Origin of the sequence: Hyphomicrobium facile, assembly GCF_900116175.1 — a bacterium.
Classification (GTDB): domain Bacteria; phylum Pseudomonadota; class Alphaproteobacteria; order Rhizobiales; family Hyphomicrobiaceae; genus Hyphomicrobium_B; species Hyphomicrobium_B facile.
The window spans coordinates 617033-636853 of sequence record NZ_FPCH01000002.1 but is presented as its reverse complement, the minus strand read 5'-3'; the positions used below and the strand labels follow the sequence as shown (position 1 = coordinate 636853).

Sequence of the window (19821 nt, the reverse complement as noted above, 5' to 3'; positions counted from 1 at the left end):
TGCGAAAATTATAAGCGCTGCCTGCAAGTTCATCACAGATGCATTTTTGTGAATGGGCGAGGCATCGGCGGCTGGAAGTATGAAAGCTGGGGCTCGGACAACTGGCGTTACACCAACTGCATGCTAGAGCGCGACTGCTACTGAAGCAGGTTGACATCACGCTGCGCGCGGGCCGGGAATGGCTCAAGGGCGAAGCAACTTGATGGTTTCTTCGTTGCCGTTGCCATCCGATAGCACAATCGATCGTGGTTCGATCGCCTTCACGCGCCACTTGCCGAATGTATCGCCAGCCTCGACACGAAAGAGATCTCCCTGAGGCTGCTTGCGCAGCACGGCGGTTGCGCGAGCGCCCGTGCGCGCCACGCCGACAAGTTCGAAAGTCGCGAGCGAATTTTCAGACGTCGAGGCCGGTTTCGCCTCCTGCGGCGGACGTTGACGGCTCGAGGCGAAGATAGGCCGTTCGATTGTATCGCTGAGAATGTCGATCTCGATCCTCTTGAGCGGATTCAAGTTCTCCGGTTCGGCATCCGCTTGATCCTCTGCGTCCTCAGGTGCGGGCGGATCTGATTCTTCATCGCGTACATGAGCGAGTTCACCTTCATTTGCCGGAGTGTCATCATCCAAGCCGGTGATCTCGCCATTCCCCGATCGCGCACCGGCGGTCGCGGTCGCGTCCGTGGTCACGCTCGCCGCCGTATCGCCGCCGGCAGTGTTGTCCAGCCAAACGAGATAGCCGAGGCCTACACAAAGCAGCAGCAGCCCGATGATGCGAAGTTGAGACATTATTGCGGCTGTTCTTTTCTTGCGGAGTACGCGCTGACTTGAAGCGTCACCTCCAGGGGGCCGAGGTAGTGAAGATTCGCTGAGCCGAACAGGGTGTCCGAAGTTGCGATGGACATGCTGTCGACGAAAACGAGCGGCTGTCCGGTCTCCAGTTCGTAGAGAATTCCGCGCAGGCTATCGATGTCGGCGCTGATCGACAGGCTCACCGACATTCGCACGAGATTGCTTTCTTCCGTTGCGGGAAGCACCTGAAGGCTCGTCGCCTGCCCGCCGTGCGTCTGCACGACCGTATTGATCAGGCGCTGCAGATTGGCGCCCGCGATGCCCATCGTATCGCCCGCGATGAGAAGGCCGGCGGACTGCTCGGGTGAAATGAGACGCTCGTTTTCCTTGCGCAAGTCTGCCTCGCGCTTGGTTTGCGACAAGAGGCTCTTGAGTTCGCTCTGCTGGATCTTTTCATCCTGGCCAAACGCGTACCATTGAGCCCAGGGCAGTGCTGCGAGCGCCGCCGAAATCGCAATGACGCCGATCAGGAGCGCGGCGGCGATGTTCCGCTGTGTCGAGGGTGAAGCTTTCATTGGTCTGGATCGAAGTTGGCGCCGCCTTCGGCGCGGGCGACGATTGCAAACGAGTCCACCGTTTCGTTGGCCTCGCGAGTCGTCGGAGCCGAAAAATGAACGCCCTCGAATTGCGGTGAGGCTTCGAGGTCCGTAATGAGGCCCGTTGCATTCGAGGATTTTCCCACGATGCGAACATCCCGCCCATGGATTTCGAGTTCGGTCACATAGGCGGCGTCCGGCAGCGCGCGGCTCAAGCCTTCGAGAAGAAACATGACGGGAGGCTCGTCCTGCTTCTTGCGCAACAGCAGGCCATGTTGCCCGCGGAGGTGGTCGTTTTCAGCGGCGAGCTTGCTCAGGGTCGCGAGCCGCTCGCGCACGGCATCTGACCGAGCTTCGAGCTCAGTCAACGCGCGGTGACGGCTCCAGGCGAAATATACCCCGCTCGCGGCGGAGAGGAGGCTGAAGCCCGCAAGAAACATGAGTGCCACGTGAATGGTCGATGCGGTCTTGCGCGTCGCGTCGGGAAGAAACGATTTGATCTCGACGGGCTCTTCGTCGTCCGAGGTGGCGAAGTCGGCGACGGCGGGCGCTATTCCGAGCATGCTGGCCCGCTTCAAGAGAGCGTCGAGAATTTCAGTGCGGGTGGTGACGATGTGCACGTCGACGAACTCGGCTGAGGGCGTGACATCGCCCATGATGCGATGGCCGTGCAGTGTTTCCTCTCGCGGCCACGGCACCATGCGATCGATTTGGTTTTCGAGAATCTGCGCGACGACATCCTTCGCGGTGACCGGAATCCGGAAGGGCCGTTGCAGCACGTCCTGAGGTGAAAGCCGGAGCACGATGCGCGTCGGATCACGCTTCGCGTGCGCTTCCAGCATCGTTTTCAGGACGGCGGCCTGCTCGTCGCTGGCGTCGGGCGTCAGAGTACCGATAAGCTTGGCCTCGCGCCTCTCCCGAACGAAGATGTCGAGACCCTGCGGCGTGTGTTTCAGAAGCGTGCTCCAACGCGCGCCGAGTGCGCCGCGCCGGGTCAGCATCTCGCTTAAGGACGAGATCCACCACGAATATAACTGCTTTGCGCGGTCGGTTGGGGTCATGGCCGTGTTCTTCGAATGAGCATTGGTTGGATCAGGCACTCGGTCGTTGTGAGAGAAGCCGGTAAGGCGCGGCATCGTCCAAGCCGACCGCGATCACGTAAATCTTCGCCGCCGTACGTTTCGAGTTCGGCGCCGACACCTTGACCGAGACGATGTAGGCGGGACCGAATTGATCTTCGTCGTCCTCGTCGGCGGCGCCGTTGCTTTTTGAGATCGCATGCTGTTGCCCGGGAAAGTCGCGAGTGCCGCGCGCTCTGGCAAAAGCAGCCCTCAGTTCGGCAGGAGCCGTCTCGAGGTTTGCGGACCCGTCTCGGCTATGGACGGTCACGTACGGGAGAACGCGGCGGAACAATGCCATCGAAACGCCCGGGACCTTGCGTAATTGACCGATATCGACGAAGGCCGGCGAGCCTCCGCCGCTTCGCGAGTCCGGGGCGCCCGATTGTCCCGAGGCTTTTATGCGCGCGTCGAGAATTCCTTTCACGATGGTCGCCGCCGCCCCCGCATCGGACGCGAATGCGCGGAAGAACTCACCAAGCAACTTTTCATCTGATTTGTTGAGATCGATGAGCCCGTTCGGATCGCTGACGTTGATTTGAAGGGTCATTCCGTCGAACGAGATGGCGCGCGGTTTTCCGTCCGGACGCCACCGCGCCGACGATTCGTCGATGAGGCGCGCCGCAGCGATCTCAAGTCCCGCATCCAGAAGATGTTCCGCCCGCGAGAATTGCGTTTCGGAAGACATGAAGGACGCTCCGCTCCGCACCGTCGTGTTGAAGGCTGCGACGAGCAAAGTGCCGGTCGCAATGACCCACAGCACGACGAGGAGAGCGAACCCGCGCTCTCCGTTATTCGCCGCCTCGGGCAGATGTCTGCTGTGCCGTTCCACGACTAGAGCTGGCTCCCATCGGCGGTTGCTACAAGCTCTCCATTGGGATTGGCCGAGCACATGGTCGGCGTCTCGTCCAGGCATCCGATTTCGGCATTGGCGCGCAGTTGCACCAAGAAGGCGGGAGATGCAGGCAGGTTGGTGCGCGTGTCGATGATGTCGAGGCTGATGACCTGCGGCAGGCGCGTCGCGAAGGGCCACGTGTCGTACCACTTCATGCCTTTGTCCGACCTTGCTCCGTAGCGGAAGCGATAGCTCACGCGTCCTTCGAGTAGATTGACGCGATTGGCGGGCGTTGCGCCGGAATAGGTGAACTGCCCCGGTTGCAATGGTGCGCGCCCGCGGATGAGCACGCTCTGCGGCTTCCCGGAAACGGAGTAGTCGACGACATAGGGGCCTTCCGCGGCCGGGTATGGCGGCTCGATCGTCACGAAACGCAGATGCTCGGACGTTCCGGAAAACAGATAGCGCCCGCTCGTCCCGTCGTTGATCGCGATGCGTTGCAGTCCATTGACGTCGCGCTTCAGGATGTCGAACGCCCGCGAGATCATATCCAGCATTTGGATACGCTCGTTATTGCGGTCCGCGCCGTGCGATAGTGATCTGAGCCCGCCGCCGAGAAGCGCGAGGATGCCAGCGAGGATCGTCAGGCAGACGATGAGTTCGATGAGGGTGAAGCCGGCTTCGTCGTGCCGCGGCCCGGCGAAGGCGCTGCTCATTTCGCCGCTCCGAGCTTCAATGTCGCCAATTGCAGATTGCGGCCTCCGGGCCAGTGGACCTTGACGTCCACCCGGTAGAGCGCCCAGCCTTTTTCGGTCGACGTCTTTGCCCACGGCGCCGCTTCCGGTTTGATTTCCGCGACCCAGCCGTAACGTCCCTCGGTGCCGCTCGCGCCGTAAGTTCCCCCGCGCCACGTGCCGAGTGTTTCAGAGAGAACTTTCTCGCCGATCAGCCTGGCATAGGCGTAATCCTCGGTCGTGCCCGTAACGCGCGCGGCGCCGGCATGAGACTGGAGCAATGCCGTCAATCCGATCGCGAGGATGACGAGGGCGGTCAGCGTCTCGAGAAGCGTGAAGCCGCCATCGCCGCGCGGAGCAATGTCGATGGCGTCTCTCATCACAGTGCACTCATCGATACGCGACCCGTGAGCCAATTCACGCGAAGCTCGTAGACCGTTTTCTGCGAGCCCATCTTGATGGTCGCGCCCGTCGAACTCCCGTTTGGAAAGAAGCGTATGCCTGCGGATTGTGCCGAGCCTCGCTCGCCGTCGGCCGACGTGACCGCGATGTCGATCGATGGATCGAGACGAAGATCCGGACGTCCGTCGTCGAAGCGGATCAGACGATGGACTGGCTCGATCTGAACCACACGCTCCTCGCCGCGCGCCATGGCCGTCGCGCGCAGATCCCGCAAGCGCGATGCCGTCATCATCGCCGCGTTCTTCACCTTGAGACCCGGGGACGGGTTCCTGAAGGCGAAAGAGATCGCGCCCGCCGCGACGACGGCGACCGACATGACGGCCAGAATTTCGACGAGCGTGAATCCCGCCTCTTTGGGCCGCCGGGCCCTGGGCGGGATTAAAGACGCCGCCGGTATCACTGCCAGCTCGCAACGTCTCGGTCCTCGCCGTCGCCGCCTTCGCGATTGTCGGCGCCGAGCGAAAAGATGTCGTATTCGCCTTTCTGGCCGGGATAGCGGTAGCGATAGGGATGGCCCCAAGGATCGACTGGAACCTGCGACTTCTTGAGATAGGGACCGTTCCAGTTCCGCAATCCGGCAGGCGCTTTGACGAGTGCGTCCAGTCCCTCGTTCGATGTCGGGAAGCGGCCCGCGTCGAGCTTGAAGAGTTCGAGCGACGTCGCCAGACTTTCAATCTGAACTTTGGCGGCCTTTGTCCGCGATCCGCCGAGATAGCCCATCACGCGCGGCGCCACGAGGCTGGCCAGCAGCACGAGAATGACCATGACGACCAGGAGTTCGATGAGCGTGAAGCCCGCTTCACCCCGGCGATCGCGGTGAGATGCGGAAATCCTTGCCTTCAATCGCGAAGCGAGCGCACTTAGTTCGACGGGCCGCACTTCAAATTCCTCCCATTGTTTCTGACTTCGCCAAGTCGTTTTCGTATCGTGTCGTTTTCGCATCGTGTCGCTTCACATCGCCAAGTCGTTCATGCTGATGATGGCGCCGAAGATCGAAACGACGATCCCTCCGATGAACGCGCTGACAAGAAGGATCACGGCTGGTTCGACGATCGTGAACGTGCGCTGTATTGCGGTTTCCATCTTGTCTTCGAACATGTCCGCCATGTGTGAGCACGCGTTCGTGAGATTTCCCGTTTCCTCGCCGACGCGGAGCATACTGATGACGACCGCAGGAAAGAGCTTTGAGTTTGCGAGCGGCTCGAGAAAGCTGCGCCCCTTGCGCAACGCGTCGTAGGACTCGTCGAGAACGCGCCCGACGAGTTGATTGCCGATGACGTCGCGTACGAGCTTGATCGCGGAATGCAGCTCGACGCCGTTTTCGAGCAGGGCGCCGAGAACGCGGCAAAACCGGACGGTCAAATTCAGGCGGGCCACATGACCGATCAACGGCAGACGCAGGATCGCGTTCTCGATAGCCTCGCGGCCCCAGCCGCGCGTCCAGCCCACCGAAATCAGACGAATGAACGCGGCAAGAGCGATGAGAATGAATTGGCCGTTGGCGATCAGCCAATCGGATGCCCCGATCACGAGGCGCGCTTGCTCGGGCACTTCGTTCCCTTGCTGCATGATCATGTCTTTGAAGCGCGGAACGACGAACGTCAGCATGATCGTGACGGCAGCGATCGCCATCAGTATGAGCAGGCAAGGGTAAAGCATCTGCGACAGCGCTTTGCTCGCGAGCTTTTCGGTTTTCTCGCGCGATTGAGCGATCCGCAGCAGCACGGCTTCGAGCGTCCCGCTCGTCTCAGCGACGCGCACCATGTTGACGTAGACGGGCGGGAAAGCGGCGGGCTGCGATGCGAGCGCCTCGTGAAGGCTTTTGCCGTCGCGGATCTGCGCGGCGATCGCGCCGAGCAGCTGGCGCATTTTTGCAGATACGCTGTCCTGTTCGAGAAGCGCCAGCGATTGGTCGATCGGCAGGCCGGCGGCGAGCAGGATGCCGAGTTCGCGCGTAAAGAGCGTGATCTGCTTGGAGGAGGGCGGGCGCGAGAAAAGCCCGCCCTTGCCGCCCGCAGCGGTGCCGGATGTTTGCGAACGTTCGTGCACTTCGACAGGTAGATGGCCGAGCTTTACGAGCGCATCGATAACGTTTTCACGCGCAGCCGCCTCCATCTCGCCAGCGAGTTGGGAGCCGCTTCGGCTGATTGCAGTATAGGAATATCGTGCCATCGTGCTGCTGTTGCCCGTTATATTTCAACAGCTCGCGGCGGATGCGGTGCGCGATGTGATTGGCTGAGAACGTTACGCATCGAGCGCCACCCGCCGGACTTCCTCGGGCGTCGTCAGCCCTTTGAGGCACTTGTCGTAGCCATCGACGATCATGGGCGTCATGCCTTTGCGGCAGGCCGCAGCTTCGATCTCCGCCGGGTTCGCATCGGGGCGAATGAGAGATCGGATCGTATCGTCGATGTCGAGCACCTCGGAGATGACGATGCGGTCGGTATATCCGGTGCCGAAGCAGCGATCGCATCCGGTGCGTTGCCATTGTAGCCGCGCCTCACGGCTCGCCGGATCGAGGCCCATGCGCCGGACGAGGGCGAGATCGGGCTCTCCTTCCACCTGGCGCTTGCAATGATTGCAAAGGACGCGGACGAGCCGCTGTCCGATGACGCATCTCAGAGATGACGCGAGGAGGAAGGCGTCGATGCCCATGTCGAGAAGCCGCGGCACCGCGCCGGCCGCCGTATTGGTGTGCAGCGTGCTGAGCACGAGGTGACCGGTGAGGGCGGCGTGAATGGCGATGCTGGCGGTCTCGCCGTCGCGCATTTCGCCAACCATCATGACATCGGGGTCATGGCGGAGAAATGAGCGCAATGCAGATGCGAATGTCAGCCCGACGGCGGGCTTCACCTGCGATTGGTTCACGCCGTCGATTTCGTATTCGATCGGATCTTCGACGGTCACGATCTTGCGCTGGCCGCCGTTGAGAAGCGCCAGCGCCGTCGCAAGCGTCGTCGTCTTTCCGCTGCCCGTCGGGCCCGTGACAAGGATCAAACCGTAGGGAGCCGCGAGATGATTGCCGATGATGGCCTTGTCGCGCGCATTGAAGCCGAGCTTTTCAAGGTCCAGAGATCGTCGCACGTTGTCGAGAAGACGAATGGCGATCGCTTCGCCATGAACGGTCGGCATCGTCGCAACGCGAAGATCGAGCTTGGTCTGATTGATCCTGACGCGCGCTCTGCCATCCTGCGGGACGCGCCGTTCGGCAATGTTGAGGCCCGAGAGAATTTTGATGCGTGAGGCGATCGCTTTCCCGTTGCTGGCGGGAGGAGGTGGAACGTCGCGCAACATTCCGTCGACGCGCAAACGCACCGCGATGCGTCCTTCGAACGGCTCGATATGGATGTCCGTTGCGCGGGAATGGACGGCGTCCTGGATCAGCTGATTGACGAAACGCACGACCGGGGCGCCGAGCGCCATATCGCGAAGATCGTCGATATCGTCGGAGCTGGCTTCCGGCGCCGAGGCATCGGACCAAACGCTCGGCACGTCCCGGTCGCGGAGCGATCGTTCGATTGCAGACTGAATATCCTCAGCCGACGCGAGCCGCGGAATGACGGTCCGGCCGAGCGCGAGCGCAATGGCCTGGATGGCGTAGGCGTCTTCGGGATCCTGCATGGCGAGGACCACGCCTTCGGCAGTCTCGCTGACCGGGAAGACTTGGCATTCCCGGAGGAATGCAGGCGCAATGGAGCCGCTCAGCGGCGATTGTTGCTGCCAGTCTGCCTCTTGCAAGACAGGTATGCCGTGAAAATCGGAAAGTGCCTTCAGCAAGGCCTCAGGCGGAAGCGCAGACAGGCGCCGGAGTGCGGAGCATGTCGAGCATCCCGTCTCCTTTTTCAGCCGCTCGACCTTATCCAGGAGGGGTCGAGTAACGAGACTTCGATCGAGCAAGTATTCTTCAAGTGTCGGCGTATAAGCGATGTTCATCTTAGTAATACTCAAGACTTATACGCAGAAGTGAAGTTAACCGGAGTGAAGACGGACATATATATAGAGGTCGTGATCCATAGCATACGGTCCGGGTTGAACCCGTGCAAGCAAGCCATTCCCTTACGAGGCTTTGCAATGCGACGAGCTAATATACTGTTTACACGCGCGAAATAAGGACGCGCGACCATGCGGATCAAGGCCTGTTCTCTCTGCGCCCAGGTTGTTCTCTCTCGGCATGTTATTTCGGGAATATTGGTGCATGTCCGCGCGCTATTGATCGTTAATCGCAGATATATTGCGGATCACGAGAATCAGAGTTCAGTTTACTTGGCTCGCTTCAGGTAATTGAGCCAGGGGCCCTACACACGGCGGAACTGCAGAAGTTATGAAGGCAAGAAGCTGGTGTTGGCTGGTATTTTGCGTGTCCGTCGCGGGCCTTATGCTGACAGGCTGCTCGCAAGGAATCCCGAAAGCGCCCTATCTCGAGCCGCCTGACTTGATGGGGCAGTTGGCCAACGCCGATCTCGGTCCCGCTGCGCCCATGACCGCGAGCATAAATGGCCGCGATCGCCCCCCGAGCTCCGAAACGCGCACCGACATCTATCCCGGCAGCCCCAGTGTGCCGGTGCAGCGAAAGGCGTTCACCGGCGTTTCGGAAGCGAGAGACGGCTATTACGAGCTCAACTTCGCCGACGCCGAGCTCTCCGAGCTGGCGAAGGTCATCTTTCGCGACACTCTCAATAAGCCGTACGTGTTCGACACGCGCGTACAGGGCCGCGTGACGATTTCAACGGGCGGCCCGGTGGCCCGCAACGAGCTGCTTGCCGTCTTCGAGGCTGTGCTGCAGATGAACAGGGCAGCTCTCATCAGCGACGGCACGCTCTACCGGATCGTTCCGGACTCCGAGAAGTCGACGCAGAACGTTTCGATTTTTGACTACAAGAAGGAGCGCAGCGAGATCGGACCCGGATACGGTGTCTCGATCATGGCCCTCAATTACGTTTCGACCGATACGATGATGACCATGCTCGAGCAGTTGTCCTCGGGTCAGGACGTTTTGCGGGCAAGCATCTTCAACAATCTGCTCATAATCCGGGGAACGGCCGCGGAGCGCGAGCAGCTTCTCGAACTCGCTGCGACGTTTGACGTCAACTGGATGAAGAACCAGTCGGCTGCCATCTTCACGCTGGCGAACGCCGCGCCGGATGAAGTCATCAGCGAGCTTCAGCAGGTCTTCAGGGCGGAAGAACAGGGTAAGGGCCTCATTCGCTTCAAGCCGATCGCGCGCCTCAATGCGATTCTGGCTCTCAGCGATAAGCCGGCCCTCCTGAGGGATGCCGCTACGTGGGTCCAGCGGCTCGACCGCGGAGGTGCGGAAGCCGAAGGGTATTACGTCTATCGCGTCGAAAACGGTCGCGCGAAGGATCTGGCGGCGCTTCTCACCGCATCCTTTGCCGGTGGAAGCGGAGCATCGACGGAAAGGCCGGCGGAGGAAAGCGAGGTTGCCCCAACCTTGGCGGCATCGCAGACGTCCTCATCGAGCAATTTCAACAATGCGTCGAACAAATCCAGCCTGAACGGAGACGGCGCCGCCGCCGGTCCGCTCGAAAAGCGCTCGGGTATTGCGTCCGACGGACTGCTCGCATCCTCACGCAACGACAATGCCGGCCATACCTCCGACGCCAATACAACATTGAGCGGCGGCAACGACGCCTCGGGCGTCCGCATCACGGCGGACGAACGCAACAACTCGCTGCTGATCAAAGCGTCCGGCCGGAAATACCGCGAGATCCTCGGGGTGCTCCGCAAGATCGATCGCGCGCCGATGCAGGTGCTCATCAACGCTACGCTCGCGGAAGTGACGCTGAACGACAACCTGCAATACGGCGTGCAGTTCTTCCTGCAGAAGACCAAGGGGCTCGACGGCGCGCTGGGCTTCACCAACGGGCAATCGATCGATATAGCGCCGGCAGTCCCCGGACTGAACTTCATCGTCGGAGCGGTTGCGACCAACCCCAAGATCATTCTCGACGCGCTCGCCAAAGAGACGGCGGTGCGTATCGTGTCGTCGCCTTCGGTCGTCGTTCTGCACAATCAGCCGGCAACTCTCCAAGTCGGTGACCAGGTTCCTGTGTCGACCAAGTCGGCGACCAACTTGACGGCTTCCGATCCGGTCGTCGTCAACGAAATCGAATTCAAGAACACCGGCGTGATCCTCAATGTAACGCCGCGCATCAATTCGAATGGTCTCGTGACGATGGAAGTCGAGCAGGAGATCAGCGCGGTCGCCCGTTCGACGAGCAGCGACACGCTGACGCCGACCATCTCGCAACGGCGCATTACCAGCACGATTGCCGTTCAAAGCGGCCAGATGGTGGTTCTTGGCGGCCTCATCAGCGAGCAGGCGGATCAGCAAAAGAGCCGAGTTCCTGTTGTCGATAAGATCCCGTATCTCGGCGACGTCCTGGGTGCGAACACGGAACGGTCGCGCTCCAGAACTGAGCTCGTCATATTCCTGAGGCCGAGCGTGATCCGCAACCCTGGCGACGCGAGCAACGTTGCCGAAGCGGTGCGCGCCTCGATGCATTCGTTGGCGCCGCAGCCTGCTGCCTGGGACATGAACGTCAAGCCGGTCAAGTAACCGAGGGATGCTTCGCCAGCCGGATTTTGAGACCGGATTTCACGCCAGCTATTCGGCCAGCTATTCGGCCAGCTATTCGGGGTGACGAACGTGATCGTGTCAGAAAATCCGGATTGCTTCCGCCTCGCGCCGGCGCCGGTCGCGAGAGCCCGAAAGAGCTCGATGCTCGCAGCCATCGGACTGGCGTGCGCTCTTCTGATCCTCTTGATGGGGCATCAGCCCGCTTCGGCCGCAGTCGTCATCGAGGGCGATGACCAGAGCGAAATCGAGGTCAGCATCGAGAGCGAACCCCTCGCCGACACCATCGACGCGTTGGCGACGAAATTTGGCGTCGAGACCGAGGGCATCGAGCACGTCTCCAAAGCGGAACCAATGACCGGAAGCTTTCAAGGAAGCTTCAAGGACGTCCTCGCCCGCCTGTTGAAGAACTGGAATCACGTCATCGTCTTGGAACCCGGCGACCCTGCCCGTGTGGAAAAAATAATCATCTTGAACGACAGCCAGGGTTCGCGGCCACCAGCGTCAAAAGCTCCGGCGGAGCCCGTGCACATGATCATGCCATAGGTCCACCGCGGCCGAGCTAGAGGGCCGCGATCATGCGTGCAGCTGCGGTAGAGGACGATTGAACAACCGGCCGGGCGCGGGATCGCATTGTTTGCCCGTTGTGCATCAAATGGCCGCCCGCAACTGCACCTTGATACCCGGCTTAAACACTGCTATCGCCCCGTCTCCGCGTTGGGATGTCGCCAAGTGGTAAGGCAGAGGATTTTGATTCCTCCATTCCCAGGTTCGAATCCTGGCATCCCAGCCAATATTTTCAATGACTTAGGCCGGCGCTTCGAGGCCATTTCCACGCAACGCTCGCGTGGCCGTTTTCACTGTTCCCTCTCGTTCAGGAATCGACAGATGCGCGCCGCTTGATCGCGGCCTGCTCGCGCTGTTTTTCCGTTCGCTTCACATAGACCCGCGCCCCTGTCCGCGTGACATGTCCCGACAAGCTGCCGGACCTCCGGTCGCTCAGCAAAAAAAAGTCGTGTAACGAAGCACGTGAGCATTTTTTCTACACATGCGACGAGACTGCGGAATGCGTGAGAGGGAATAAATGGCAAAGGAAATTGTGATCGGGACCGCGTTTGACGAAACGTCGAATGGGGTTCGTTCGACGATCAAATTTCGCGGTCATACAGGCGAGAACTTTTCCTTATTTTACGAATTTTCCGGCGGGTTTTTGCCTTCCGCCCCGTCGACGGATGACTTTGCCGTTGTCGCACTGTTACCGCACGCGATGAAGGTCGGCGCTGATATGCGTTGCGAGGGGCGAGTTTTCCGCGAGCAGCTCGCACGGCTTGAAGAAGCGCAGGACGCCTGGGTCATGTGGCGCCCGGATCTCTTCCGCAAGATCTCGATTTTTGCCGAGGATGAAGTCGACAGCGCTCCGCCGGCGAACCGAGACGCTGTACTCGCATACTCTGGCGGATTGGACGCGACGTTCGCCCTTCACGCGCACTGCAAGGGCCTGCTAGGCCGCCGCCAGAACAATCTGCGCGCAGGGGTGATGGTCCACGGATTCGATGTGCCGTTGAATCGTTCGGATATCTTCAGCAAGTCATCCGAGCTTGGTGCGAAAATCCTCGAGTCCTACGGTCTGCCTCTGACGATCGTTCGAACGAATTGGCGCGATATCCGCGGCCTGCCCTGGTTCACCGTCTACATGTTCGCGCTGTCTGGCGTGATGCACCAGTTTTCCAGTGTCGTGTCGCGCGCCGTAATCGCCTCAGACGAAGCCTACGATGGAGAAATTCCCGGCTGCGGTGGCAACAGCATAACGAACCCGTTCATGAGCCATCCGGGCTTTCCGATCGAGTATGTAGGTGGGGGCTATACAAGGACAAGCAAGGCGAAGGCATTCCGCGGCAACTCGGTCGTCCTTTCGAATCTCAGGGTGTGTTATCACGGTCCGGAAGACGGTCATAACTGCGGCCGCTGCGAAAAGTGCATCCGGACGAAGCTGAATTTTATAGCCGCCGGGATTGGCCGCGTTCCGTGCCTGGGTGACTTGCCGACGCCTTCGGAGATAGATCGCCTCGCAATCGATGAGCCGGCGGTTTTGACCCTCTATCGAGACATTCTGGACAGTGGCGGCGATTGGGCTGGGCACGAAGAACTGCGCGACGCGGTTCGCAGGATCGTTTTCTCCTCTAAATGGGAGCTCTCGCGCCGGCGCCTGTCAGAGGCGCCGGCAAAGCTCTCGCGCCGATTAACGAGGGTCTACCGCAAATACATTCTCAGAAAGCCGAACCTTTGGCGAAAGTCGATTGGCGGCTGAACGAAGAACCCCCGGCGCCAAATATCCTCGCGACGGCTCCGCCCTGTTCCTAGCCATTTCGACGCGACCGCATGTGCGCGACCTCAGGCGCTCGTCGTCTCCTTGAGGTATTCCTGGCTCGGCAGGAAAGCATCCAACTTGCGCTGGGCTTCGACGATCATCGCGTCCGCCAGAACCTGCTCCAACAAATCGCGCTCCGCAGGGCCCAACCGGTCAGGGCGTCGCAAGAGTGAGCTTGGGTCCGTTCCGGCGACATGCGCGTGACCGTCGAACGAGCTTCCGCCTCCCGCCTTGGCGCGCGAAACTCTCGGTTGCGCGACGGCTTTGAAGCCTAGCCGGCTGGCGACTGCCTCGCGATACGCTGGCTTCGTCACCCAATCATCGAACACGATCACGACGAAATCAGGCTGACCGCTATTTTCGAGCAACGCTTCGACGTGATCGACCCATACGTTCATCGCCCGGCGCATCACGTGGTCCAACTCGCGAGGATAAGCCGCCATGCGCATCTTGAATGCCTTATGGATCCGGCTCGCGAATAGGTTTTCAGCCGACCGCAGCAATAAAATGTTGAGCGTGCGCTCCGCGCCGGAAAAATACTCGTGGCCGAAGTTCCAGTCTTCGATGCTGCAAATCGTGTGTGCCGGCGCTTTCGCAAAGACGTCCGACCACCGCTTCTGCTCGCGAAGGAAATCTCCAAGGGCCACAGGGAACTCGTAAAAGCCGGGCTGTTCTAATTCAATCCGAAGCGGAAACACATTGTTGAAGTGCCTGATTCCGTGGACGTTGTCCGTCATCCAATCGAGCACCGCGTGATTGCCGCTGCGCTTCATGCCATGAAAAAGGATCAGGTCGGCGTCGTGCATTTTCATGTTTCACATTTCTCGTGCAGTGAGTGTGGAGTGCGGTCCGACCTGTGAAAAGTCGATGCTGTTTTTCTAGTTCATCGATACGGTCACCTCAAGTTTTTGAACGGCAAACCTGTTGACTGAAGTTGGCCTCGAGAAGAGCCTGCACATGCTCGTCGTGTTGTTGTGCGCTTTGCGACGAATGCGAGCATGAGCATGAGCATGAAGTGGATGGAGCAGACCCGCCTGAGCGTTGGTTTTTGGGTTTGAATCAGCGCCCTTCACGATAGTCGCGAAAGCCGTTTGTATTCCCGAGCAAATCCATCCACGATCCGGCGGCAGTTCGGAGCAGCGGGGAAAGGCATTTCTAGAATGCCAGTCGAAGTCGAAACGGTGATCGTCGGAGCCGGCGTCGTCGGTCTCGCCATCGCAGCCGAACTCGCGAGCCTCGGAAAGGACGTTCTTATCCTCGAGCGGCACCACACGTTCGGCACTGAGACGTCTTCGAGAAATTCCGAGGTGATCCACGCCGGAATTTATTATCCGGAAGGGTCGCTGCGAGCCAAACTCTGCGTCGAGGGCCGCGAGCGCCTCTATGCATTCGCTGAAGACTACAAGGTGCCGTTCAATCGCTGCGGCAAGCTTCTCGTCGCAACGAGCGAAGCGGAGATCGAACAGCTCGCGGCCATCGAAGTGAAGGCCGCCCGCAACGGTGTCCACGATCTCACCCCATTGACGGCAGCAGAAGCCCATCGGCTCGAACCGGATATTCGCTGCGTCGCCGCCACCTTGTCGCCGTCGACCGGAGTAATCGATAGCCACCTTTTCATGGCGGCGCTCGAAACCCGCCTTCTCGACGCCGGCGGCCAAATCGCCTTCAACTCCGAAGTCGTCGGCGTAAAAGCGATGACGGATGGCGAATTCCGGCTGTCGATCCTATCGGCGAACGAGGTCTCGGAACTCTCCTGTGCTCGCCTCATCAATGCAGCGGGATTGAGCGCGACACGCGTCGGACGAATGCTCGAGCCCACGAAGTCCGAATACGTGGTGCCGGGCCTCTATCCGGCAAAAGGCCATTACTTCGCACTGCCGGCGCGGGCGCCCTTCAAGCATCTCATTTATCCGATGCCGACGCCCGATGCCCTTGGCATCCATTTGACGCTCGATATATCGGGCGGCGCAAGATTTGGGCCCGACATCTTTTGGCAGGACGACATCGATTACACGTTTGTCGACGTGGACGCGCGGCGCGAGATTTTCGCGAAAGAGATAAAGCGGTATTGGCCGGCGCTCCCCGAAGGCGCGCTCGTCCCCGCGTATACCGGAATCCGCCCGAAGATTTATTCGAATGGCATGCCGCCCGCCGACTTTGCGATCCACGGTGAACAGCAACACGGAATTCCAGGCTTCGTGGGACTTTACGGTATCGAAAGCCCCGGGCTCACGTCGGCGCTGGCAATTGCCGCGTATGTGCAGCGCTTGCTGAATTGAGATCTTATGGCCGCGCCGGCACGGATCAATCCGCCGAGTTGCGACGCCAAACGAAAATAGCGCGCGATCGCTCTATAAACCCTCAAAAAACATCCGAACCGCCCGGCATTTGCTCCGTAAACGCCGCTTCTATTGCGGCAGCCTCATGTCGAACGGGATTGCCCGGCATCGGGGGCCAATTAACCTGTCGCGCAAGTCGCCAATTTTAAAGCCATCTTCTTCTTGTTAATTTGTCGGGAAAAGGCGAAGAAATAACCGATTCGTCGTGTGGGGGAGACGTATGGCGGCGCCCAACAGAGCGGCTTTTCTCGGTCTCCAATTCGACGGTGGTTCGACCGAGACCGCAATCGAAGAAATATTGGGCGCCAATGCAACGCCGTTCATATACGTCGTGACGCCGAATGTGCAGCATGTCGTCGAAATTCACGAGCAGGGAGAAGTACTAAGGGCCAAATATGCCGCGGCATGGCGAACCTATTGCGATAGCCGCGTGCTCGGGAAATTGGCCAGATTGTGCGGGGCGAAGCTCGATGTCGTAACAGGCAGCGATCTGACCGCCGGCCTTTTAGCGCGAGCATCCGAACTTGGACGGAAAATCGCAATTGTCGGGCCGAGCGCTTCGGACTGCGCCATTGTCGGCCGTCGTTTTCCCGGCCTCGAAATTGCCTCGTACACGCCGCCGATGGGCTTCATTGCCTCCGACGCCGAGGTGGAGAAGTGCATCGCGTTCATATTGGGTGTCGGCGCGAACATCACGTTCTTGGCTATTGGATCGCCGCAACAGGAGATTTTGGCGTACCGGCTCCTTAAGAATCCGGAGGCGAGGGGAGTGGCTCTTTGCATCGGTGCTTCGATCGATTTTCTCACCGGGAAACAGCAGAGGGCGCCGTTATGGGTTCAGCATTGGGGGCTCGAATGGGCGCATCGCCTGTTATCGGATCCCAAGCGCCTCGCGAAGCGATACCTGGTTAAATGCCCGAAAATATTCGGCCTCGTCGTCGCGCAAATGATGAGTCCGCGATTTCGCTCATGATTGCGAAACGTTCGCTCTAGGCTCTTTGCAAATAATATGTACACTGGCTTTGTGAATGAATAGCGCTTGATGGTTTTTCCCGAAATGTCTGTAGCCGCCAATGCGTTGGTTTCGGGAGCCTTAGGCGCGATTGCGTTGCTCGTAAGCATTCCCGTCCTTGTTCTTCTGACCGAAGTTCTCGCGGCCATTCCGAGAAGAAATGCCGAGCGCAAACCCAATTCCATTAGCCCTTCTCTGGCCGTACTCGTTCCCGCTCACAATGAGGGAACGAACATTCTTCCGACATTGACTGACATTTTGGCTGAGATCGGCCCGCGCAATCGCCTGCTGGTCGTCGCAGACAATTGTTCGGATGATACGGCTGCGGTCGCTCGTTCGGCAGGGGCTGAAGTCATCGAACGTCAAGACGACAAAAACCGCGGAAAAGGCCACGCGCTTGACTATGGAATTCGCCATCTCGGAGCGGCAGCCCCCGAGGTCGTGATTGTAGTCGATGCAGACTGTCGTCTGGAAAAGGGCGTCGTCGATATTCTGGCCGAACGTGCAGTCTCGACCGGCCGGCCAATTCAAGCCCTTTATCTGATGCATGCGCCGGATGATTCATCCGTCAACGATCAAGTATCGGAATTTACGTGGCGCTTGAAGAACTGGGTGCGTCCACTTGGTCTCGCGAACCTCGGTCTGCCGTGTCAGTTGGTGGGCACAGGCATGGCATTTCCGTGGAGCGCGTTGAACTCGGCCAATCTCGCAACCGGCGCGTTGACCGAGGATCTGAAGCTCGGGCTCGACCTCGCATTAAAAGGCCACTTACCGCTATTTTGTCCGTCGGCCGTTGTAACAAGCCACTTCGCTGCGTCGTCACAGGGACGCAATACGCAACAGCAGCGTTGGGAGCAGGGCCACCGGGAGCTGATTTTCTCGACCGTTCCACGCGTTTTGTGGTCAGCAATTTCTCGCCGTGATTTGCGATTGATGGCGATGGCCCTGGACTTGGCCGTGCCGCCCATTTTCCTTCTCGCTCTATTGGTGTCGGCGGTTTTCGCGATCACCGCAACGGCAGCCGCATCGGGCCAATCAGCCGTTCCTTTTTACATCAGTTGCATTGCCGTTGCGGCCCTGACACTGAGCATCGTGATTGCCTGGTTCCGCTACGGCCGCGATGCGTTGCCGCCGAGATCGTTGCTGTCGATAATTCCTTACGTTTACTCGAAGCTGATCCAGTACGTCCGCATTTTGACGGGAAGCCGAGCTACAACCTGGGTCAGGACCGATCGGAGCTGACTCTGCCCATCTTCCGCTCATGTCGTCCGCTCGTATTGTAAACGGCGCGATCCGCGGCGATTGTCTATACACGCGGATCTGCGTGTCTTATCGCCAAAGTAAATGATGTTGCGCCCGTGAATTCGAGCAGTCATTTGCGCGTTTTTACTGGCCATTTGGCAATGAGCCGATTGGGTTTGAATCTGAACAATTATTTACGCTATTGCACTTTTGCTCGGGCGATAGCCTAGCGCGTGGCCTATATAATCAACGGAGCTGAGAAACGGGCAGCCGTCGCGGGCATTGCTCATGAATGCCCCGCTTAGCAAGCGTTTCATTCTTGTGACAAAGGGACCTTAAGTTGGCGGATGTCTTAGGATCCGGAAACGTATCGGACATCAGAGGTCATACGCATCGTCGAAACATCGAAATGGATATGATAGCCACGACGAACACCCGGCCCCTGTACGCCAATTACCCATTCATCATTGCCGTCGTTGCGCTGGCTGCGTCGCTGGCCATGGCCTTCGGCATCTTCCGCCTGCAAACCTTTGTCGCGAATGCTGGCGACCCATATCAGTATGGCGAATACGCGCGCGCGCTTGTCGACCATGGGTTCACGAAATTGACCCGCAGGGGCGCCTCGCTTTACGTGGAGGCCATCGCTGTCGTCTATCGGCTTGGCGGCAGCAATTTCACGGTCGTGCTCCTGCAGTGTCTCCTGCACCTGGGCACGTGCTTGCTCGCATTTTCGCTCGGCAAGCGTCTCTACAACGCGCGAACGGGATTGCTGGCCGGCCTGATTTGCGCTCTGCATCCAATGCTTTTGCGCTACGTGGCAGACCTGCATATGGAAACGCTCGTAACGTTCCTATGCGTGTTAATGGTCTGGCTATCCGTTCGCTTTCACGAACACCCAACCGTGGTGAACGGTATCCTGCTCGGTGCAGTTGGCATGATCGGGACGCTGACGAAGGGGGTGATTCTACCCCTCGTAGCCGTCTTCGGCATCATCAGCTTGGTATTCGCCATCAAGCGGCGTTCGGTGAAAGAAGTCGTGGCTGTCGGCGCCATTTTTGTGACGATGGCGCTTCTTCTGGCACCTTGGACGTACCGGAACTATCAAGTTACGGGGGGCAAGTTTGTTCTGCTGACGCCGGGGTTCAGTGACTCTTTCCTGCGTGGTTACATCTTCACGCGCATGGAGTTCGCCACGCTGCAAAAGCCTCCGTTCACCGACGCCGAAAACGAGTCGAACGCGTGGTTCGAGCAAATCGCCCGCGACGCCGGAACCACATGGGAAGCCGACGAGGTTGTCGACGAGGAGAATAACAAGCGTGTCGTGAAGCATATGATTGCAACCCAGCCCCTCGACACGGCCCGCAAGATCTCCGTCGGACTTTTCACGTTCTGGTACGAGATGACATCCTTGCCGAATTCGCTGGTGCCCGCCGCTTTGGCCATCATCGGCTGGCTGCTTGCGTTCATCGGTTGGCGGAGGTCCCACAGCGAAGGCCGGCCGGCCTGGCTGCTTTGGGTTCCGATCGTTGTCATGAACGTGTTCGTGGCGACGTTGATACCTTTGGGGCGCTATTCAGTACCGATACTGCCGTTGCTGACGATTATGGCGGCGTTCGGAGTCGACACTCTCTTGAGCCGGCGAGGCACTGTCACTTCAAGACCTAGATCATCCGAGGCGTTGGCCTGACGCGATGACGGCAGTCATCGGCTTCAGCGGCGCACGAAAGGAAAGTT

Annotated in this window: 18 protein-coding genes and 1 tRNA gene; 8 read left to right on the top strand and 11 right to left on the bottom strand. The window is 59.4% G+C overall.

Annotation, left to right across the window (positions count from 1 at the left end; genetic code table 11):
* Positions 1-183: 183 nt before the first annotated feature.
* The 10 genes from BM399_RS09865 to BM399_RS09820 form a co-directional block, all read right to left on the bottom strand.
* On the bottom strand, positions 184-783 hold the full coding sequence (locus tag BM399_RS09865; protein WP_092867549.1) for a hypothetical protein: 600 nt from the start codon (positions 781-783) through the stop codon (positions 184-186).
* On the bottom strand, positions 783-1361 hold the full coding sequence (gene gspM / locus BM399_RS09860; RefSeq protein ID WP_092867547.1) for a type II secretion system protein GspM: 579 nt from the start codon (positions 1359-1361) through the stop codon (positions 783-785). Before gspM ends, BM399_RS09865 begins: the two co-directional genes overlap by 1 nt.
* Positions 1358-2443: a PilN domain-containing protein gene (locus BM399_RS09855; protein WP_177228119.1), complete on the bottom strand. Its 1086-nt coding sequence runs from the start codon at positions 2441-2443 to the stop codon at positions 1358-1360. The genes gspM and BM399_RS09855 overlap by 4 nt, the downstream gene beginning before the upstream one ends.
* A 31-nt stretch (positions 2444-2474) precedes the next feature.
* Positions 2475-3332 carry a type II secretion system minor pseudopilin gene (locus tag BM399_RS09850; protein WP_177228118.1) on the bottom strand — a complete coding sequence of 286 codons (858 nt, stop codon included), beginning with the start codon at positions 3330-3332 and terminating at the stop codon, positions 2475-2477.
* 2 nt (positions 3333-3334) lie between these two features.
* Positions 3335-4051 (bottom strand): prepilin-type N-terminal cleavage/methylation domain-containing protein, encoded by a 717-nt coding sequence (locus BM399_RS09845; RefSeq protein ID WP_092867541.1) that lies wholly within the window; start codon positions 4049-4051, stop codon positions 3335-3337.
* Positions 4048-4449: a prepilin-type N-terminal cleavage/methylation domain-containing protein gene (locus tag BM399_RS09840; protein WP_092867539.1), complete on the bottom strand. Its 402-nt coding sequence runs from the start codon at positions 4447-4449 to the stop codon at positions 4048-4050. Before BM399_RS09840 ends, BM399_RS09845 begins: the two co-directional genes overlap by 4 nt.
* A complete protein-coding gene (locus BM399_RS09835) occupies positions 4449-4931 on the bottom strand; it encodes a GspH/FimT family pseudopilin (protein WP_244531180.1) in 483 nt (160 codons plus the stop codon). Before BM399_RS09835 ends, BM399_RS09840 begins: the two co-directional genes overlap by 1 nt.
* The gene (gene gspG / locus BM399_RS09830; protein WP_280140546.1) at positions 4928-5410 is read right to left on the bottom strand and encodes a type II secretion system major pseudopilin GspG; all 483 of its coding nucleotides are present in this window, start codon (positions 5408-5410) and stop codon (positions 4928-4930) included. The genes BM399_RS09835 and gspG overlap by 4 nt, the downstream gene beginning before the upstream one ends.
* 72 nt (positions 5411-5482) lie before the next feature.
* A complete protein-coding gene (locus tag BM399_RS09825) occupies positions 5483-6703 on the bottom strand; it encodes a type II secretion system F family protein (RefSeq protein ID WP_092867535.1) in 1221 nt (406 codons plus the stop codon).
* Between the two features lie 72 nt (positions 6704-6775).
* Complete coding sequence (locus BM399_RS09820) at positions 6776-8464, bottom strand: GspE/PulE family protein (RefSeq protein ID WP_092867533.1); 1689 nt, start codon at positions 8462-8464, stop codon at positions 6776-6778.
* Positions 8465-8852: 388 nt separating this feature from the next.
* Here BM399_RS09820 and gspD point away from each other — a divergent pair, with 388 nt between their 5' ends.
* The 4 genes from gspD to BM399_RS09800 all read left to right on the top strand — a co-directional run bounded on the left by gspD (position 8853) and on the right by BM399_RS09800 (position 13434).
* Positions 8853-11108, top strand: a complete 2256-nt coding sequence (gene gspD, locus BM399_RS09815) for a type II secretion system secretin GspD (protein WP_092867531.1) — start codon at positions 8853-8855, stop codon at positions 11106-11108.
* A gap of 96 nt (positions 11109-11204) precedes the next feature.
* Positions 11205-11672 (top strand): hypothetical protein, encoded by a 468-nt coding sequence (locus BM399_RS09810; protein WP_143117792.1) that lies wholly within the window; start codon positions 11205-11207, stop codon positions 11670-11672.
* Positions 11673-11844: 172 nt separating this feature from the next.
* A tRNA-Gln gene (locus BM399_RS09805) sits at positions 11845-11919 on the top strand.
* A gap of 291 nt (positions 11920-12210) precedes the next feature.
* Positions 12211-13434, top strand: a complete 1224-nt coding sequence (locus BM399_RS09800; protein ID WP_092867527.1) for a hypothetical protein — start codon at positions 12211-12213, stop codon at positions 13432-13434.
* A gap of 83 nt (positions 13435-13517) precedes the next feature.
* On the opposite strand, the gene BM399_RS09795 is transcribed toward BM399_RS09800, so the two are convergent.
* Entirely contained in the window at positions 13518-14306 is a 789-nt protein-coding gene (locus BM399_RS09795; protein WP_092867525.1) for a hypothetical protein, read from the bottom strand.
* 348 nt (positions 14307-14654) lie between these two features.
* On the opposite strand from BM399_RS09795, the gene BM399_RS09790 reads away from it, so the two are divergent.
* The 4 genes from BM399_RS09790 to BM399_RS09775 all read left to right on the top strand — a co-directional run bounded on the left by BM399_RS09790 (position 14655) and on the right by BM399_RS09775 (position 19774).
* Entirely contained in the window at positions 14655-15773 is a 1119-nt protein-coding gene (locus BM399_RS09790) for an NAD(P)/FAD-dependent oxidoreductase (RefSeq protein WP_092867523.1), read from the top strand.
* Positions 15774-16053: 280 nt separating this feature from the next.
* Positions 16054-16806 carry a WecB/TagA/CpsF family glycosyltransferase gene (locus BM399_RS09785; RefSeq protein ID WP_092867521.1) on the top strand — a complete coding sequence of 251 codons (753 nt, stop codon included), beginning with the start codon at positions 16054-16056 and terminating at the stop codon, positions 16804-16806.
* A gap of 69 nt (positions 16807-16875) precedes the next feature.
* Positions 16876-18087 carry a glycosyltransferase family 2 protein gene (locus tag BM399_RS09780; RefSeq protein ID WP_092867519.1) on the top strand — a complete coding sequence of 404 codons (1212 nt, stop codon included), beginning with the start codon at positions 16876-16878 and terminating at the stop codon, positions 18085-18087.
* Between the two features lie 409 nt (positions 18088-18496).
* Entirely contained in the window at positions 18497-19774 is a 1278-nt protein-coding gene (locus tag BM399_RS09775) for an ArnT family glycosyltransferase (RefSeq protein WP_092867517.1), read from the top strand.
* Positions 19775-19821 lie beyond the last annotated feature (47 nt).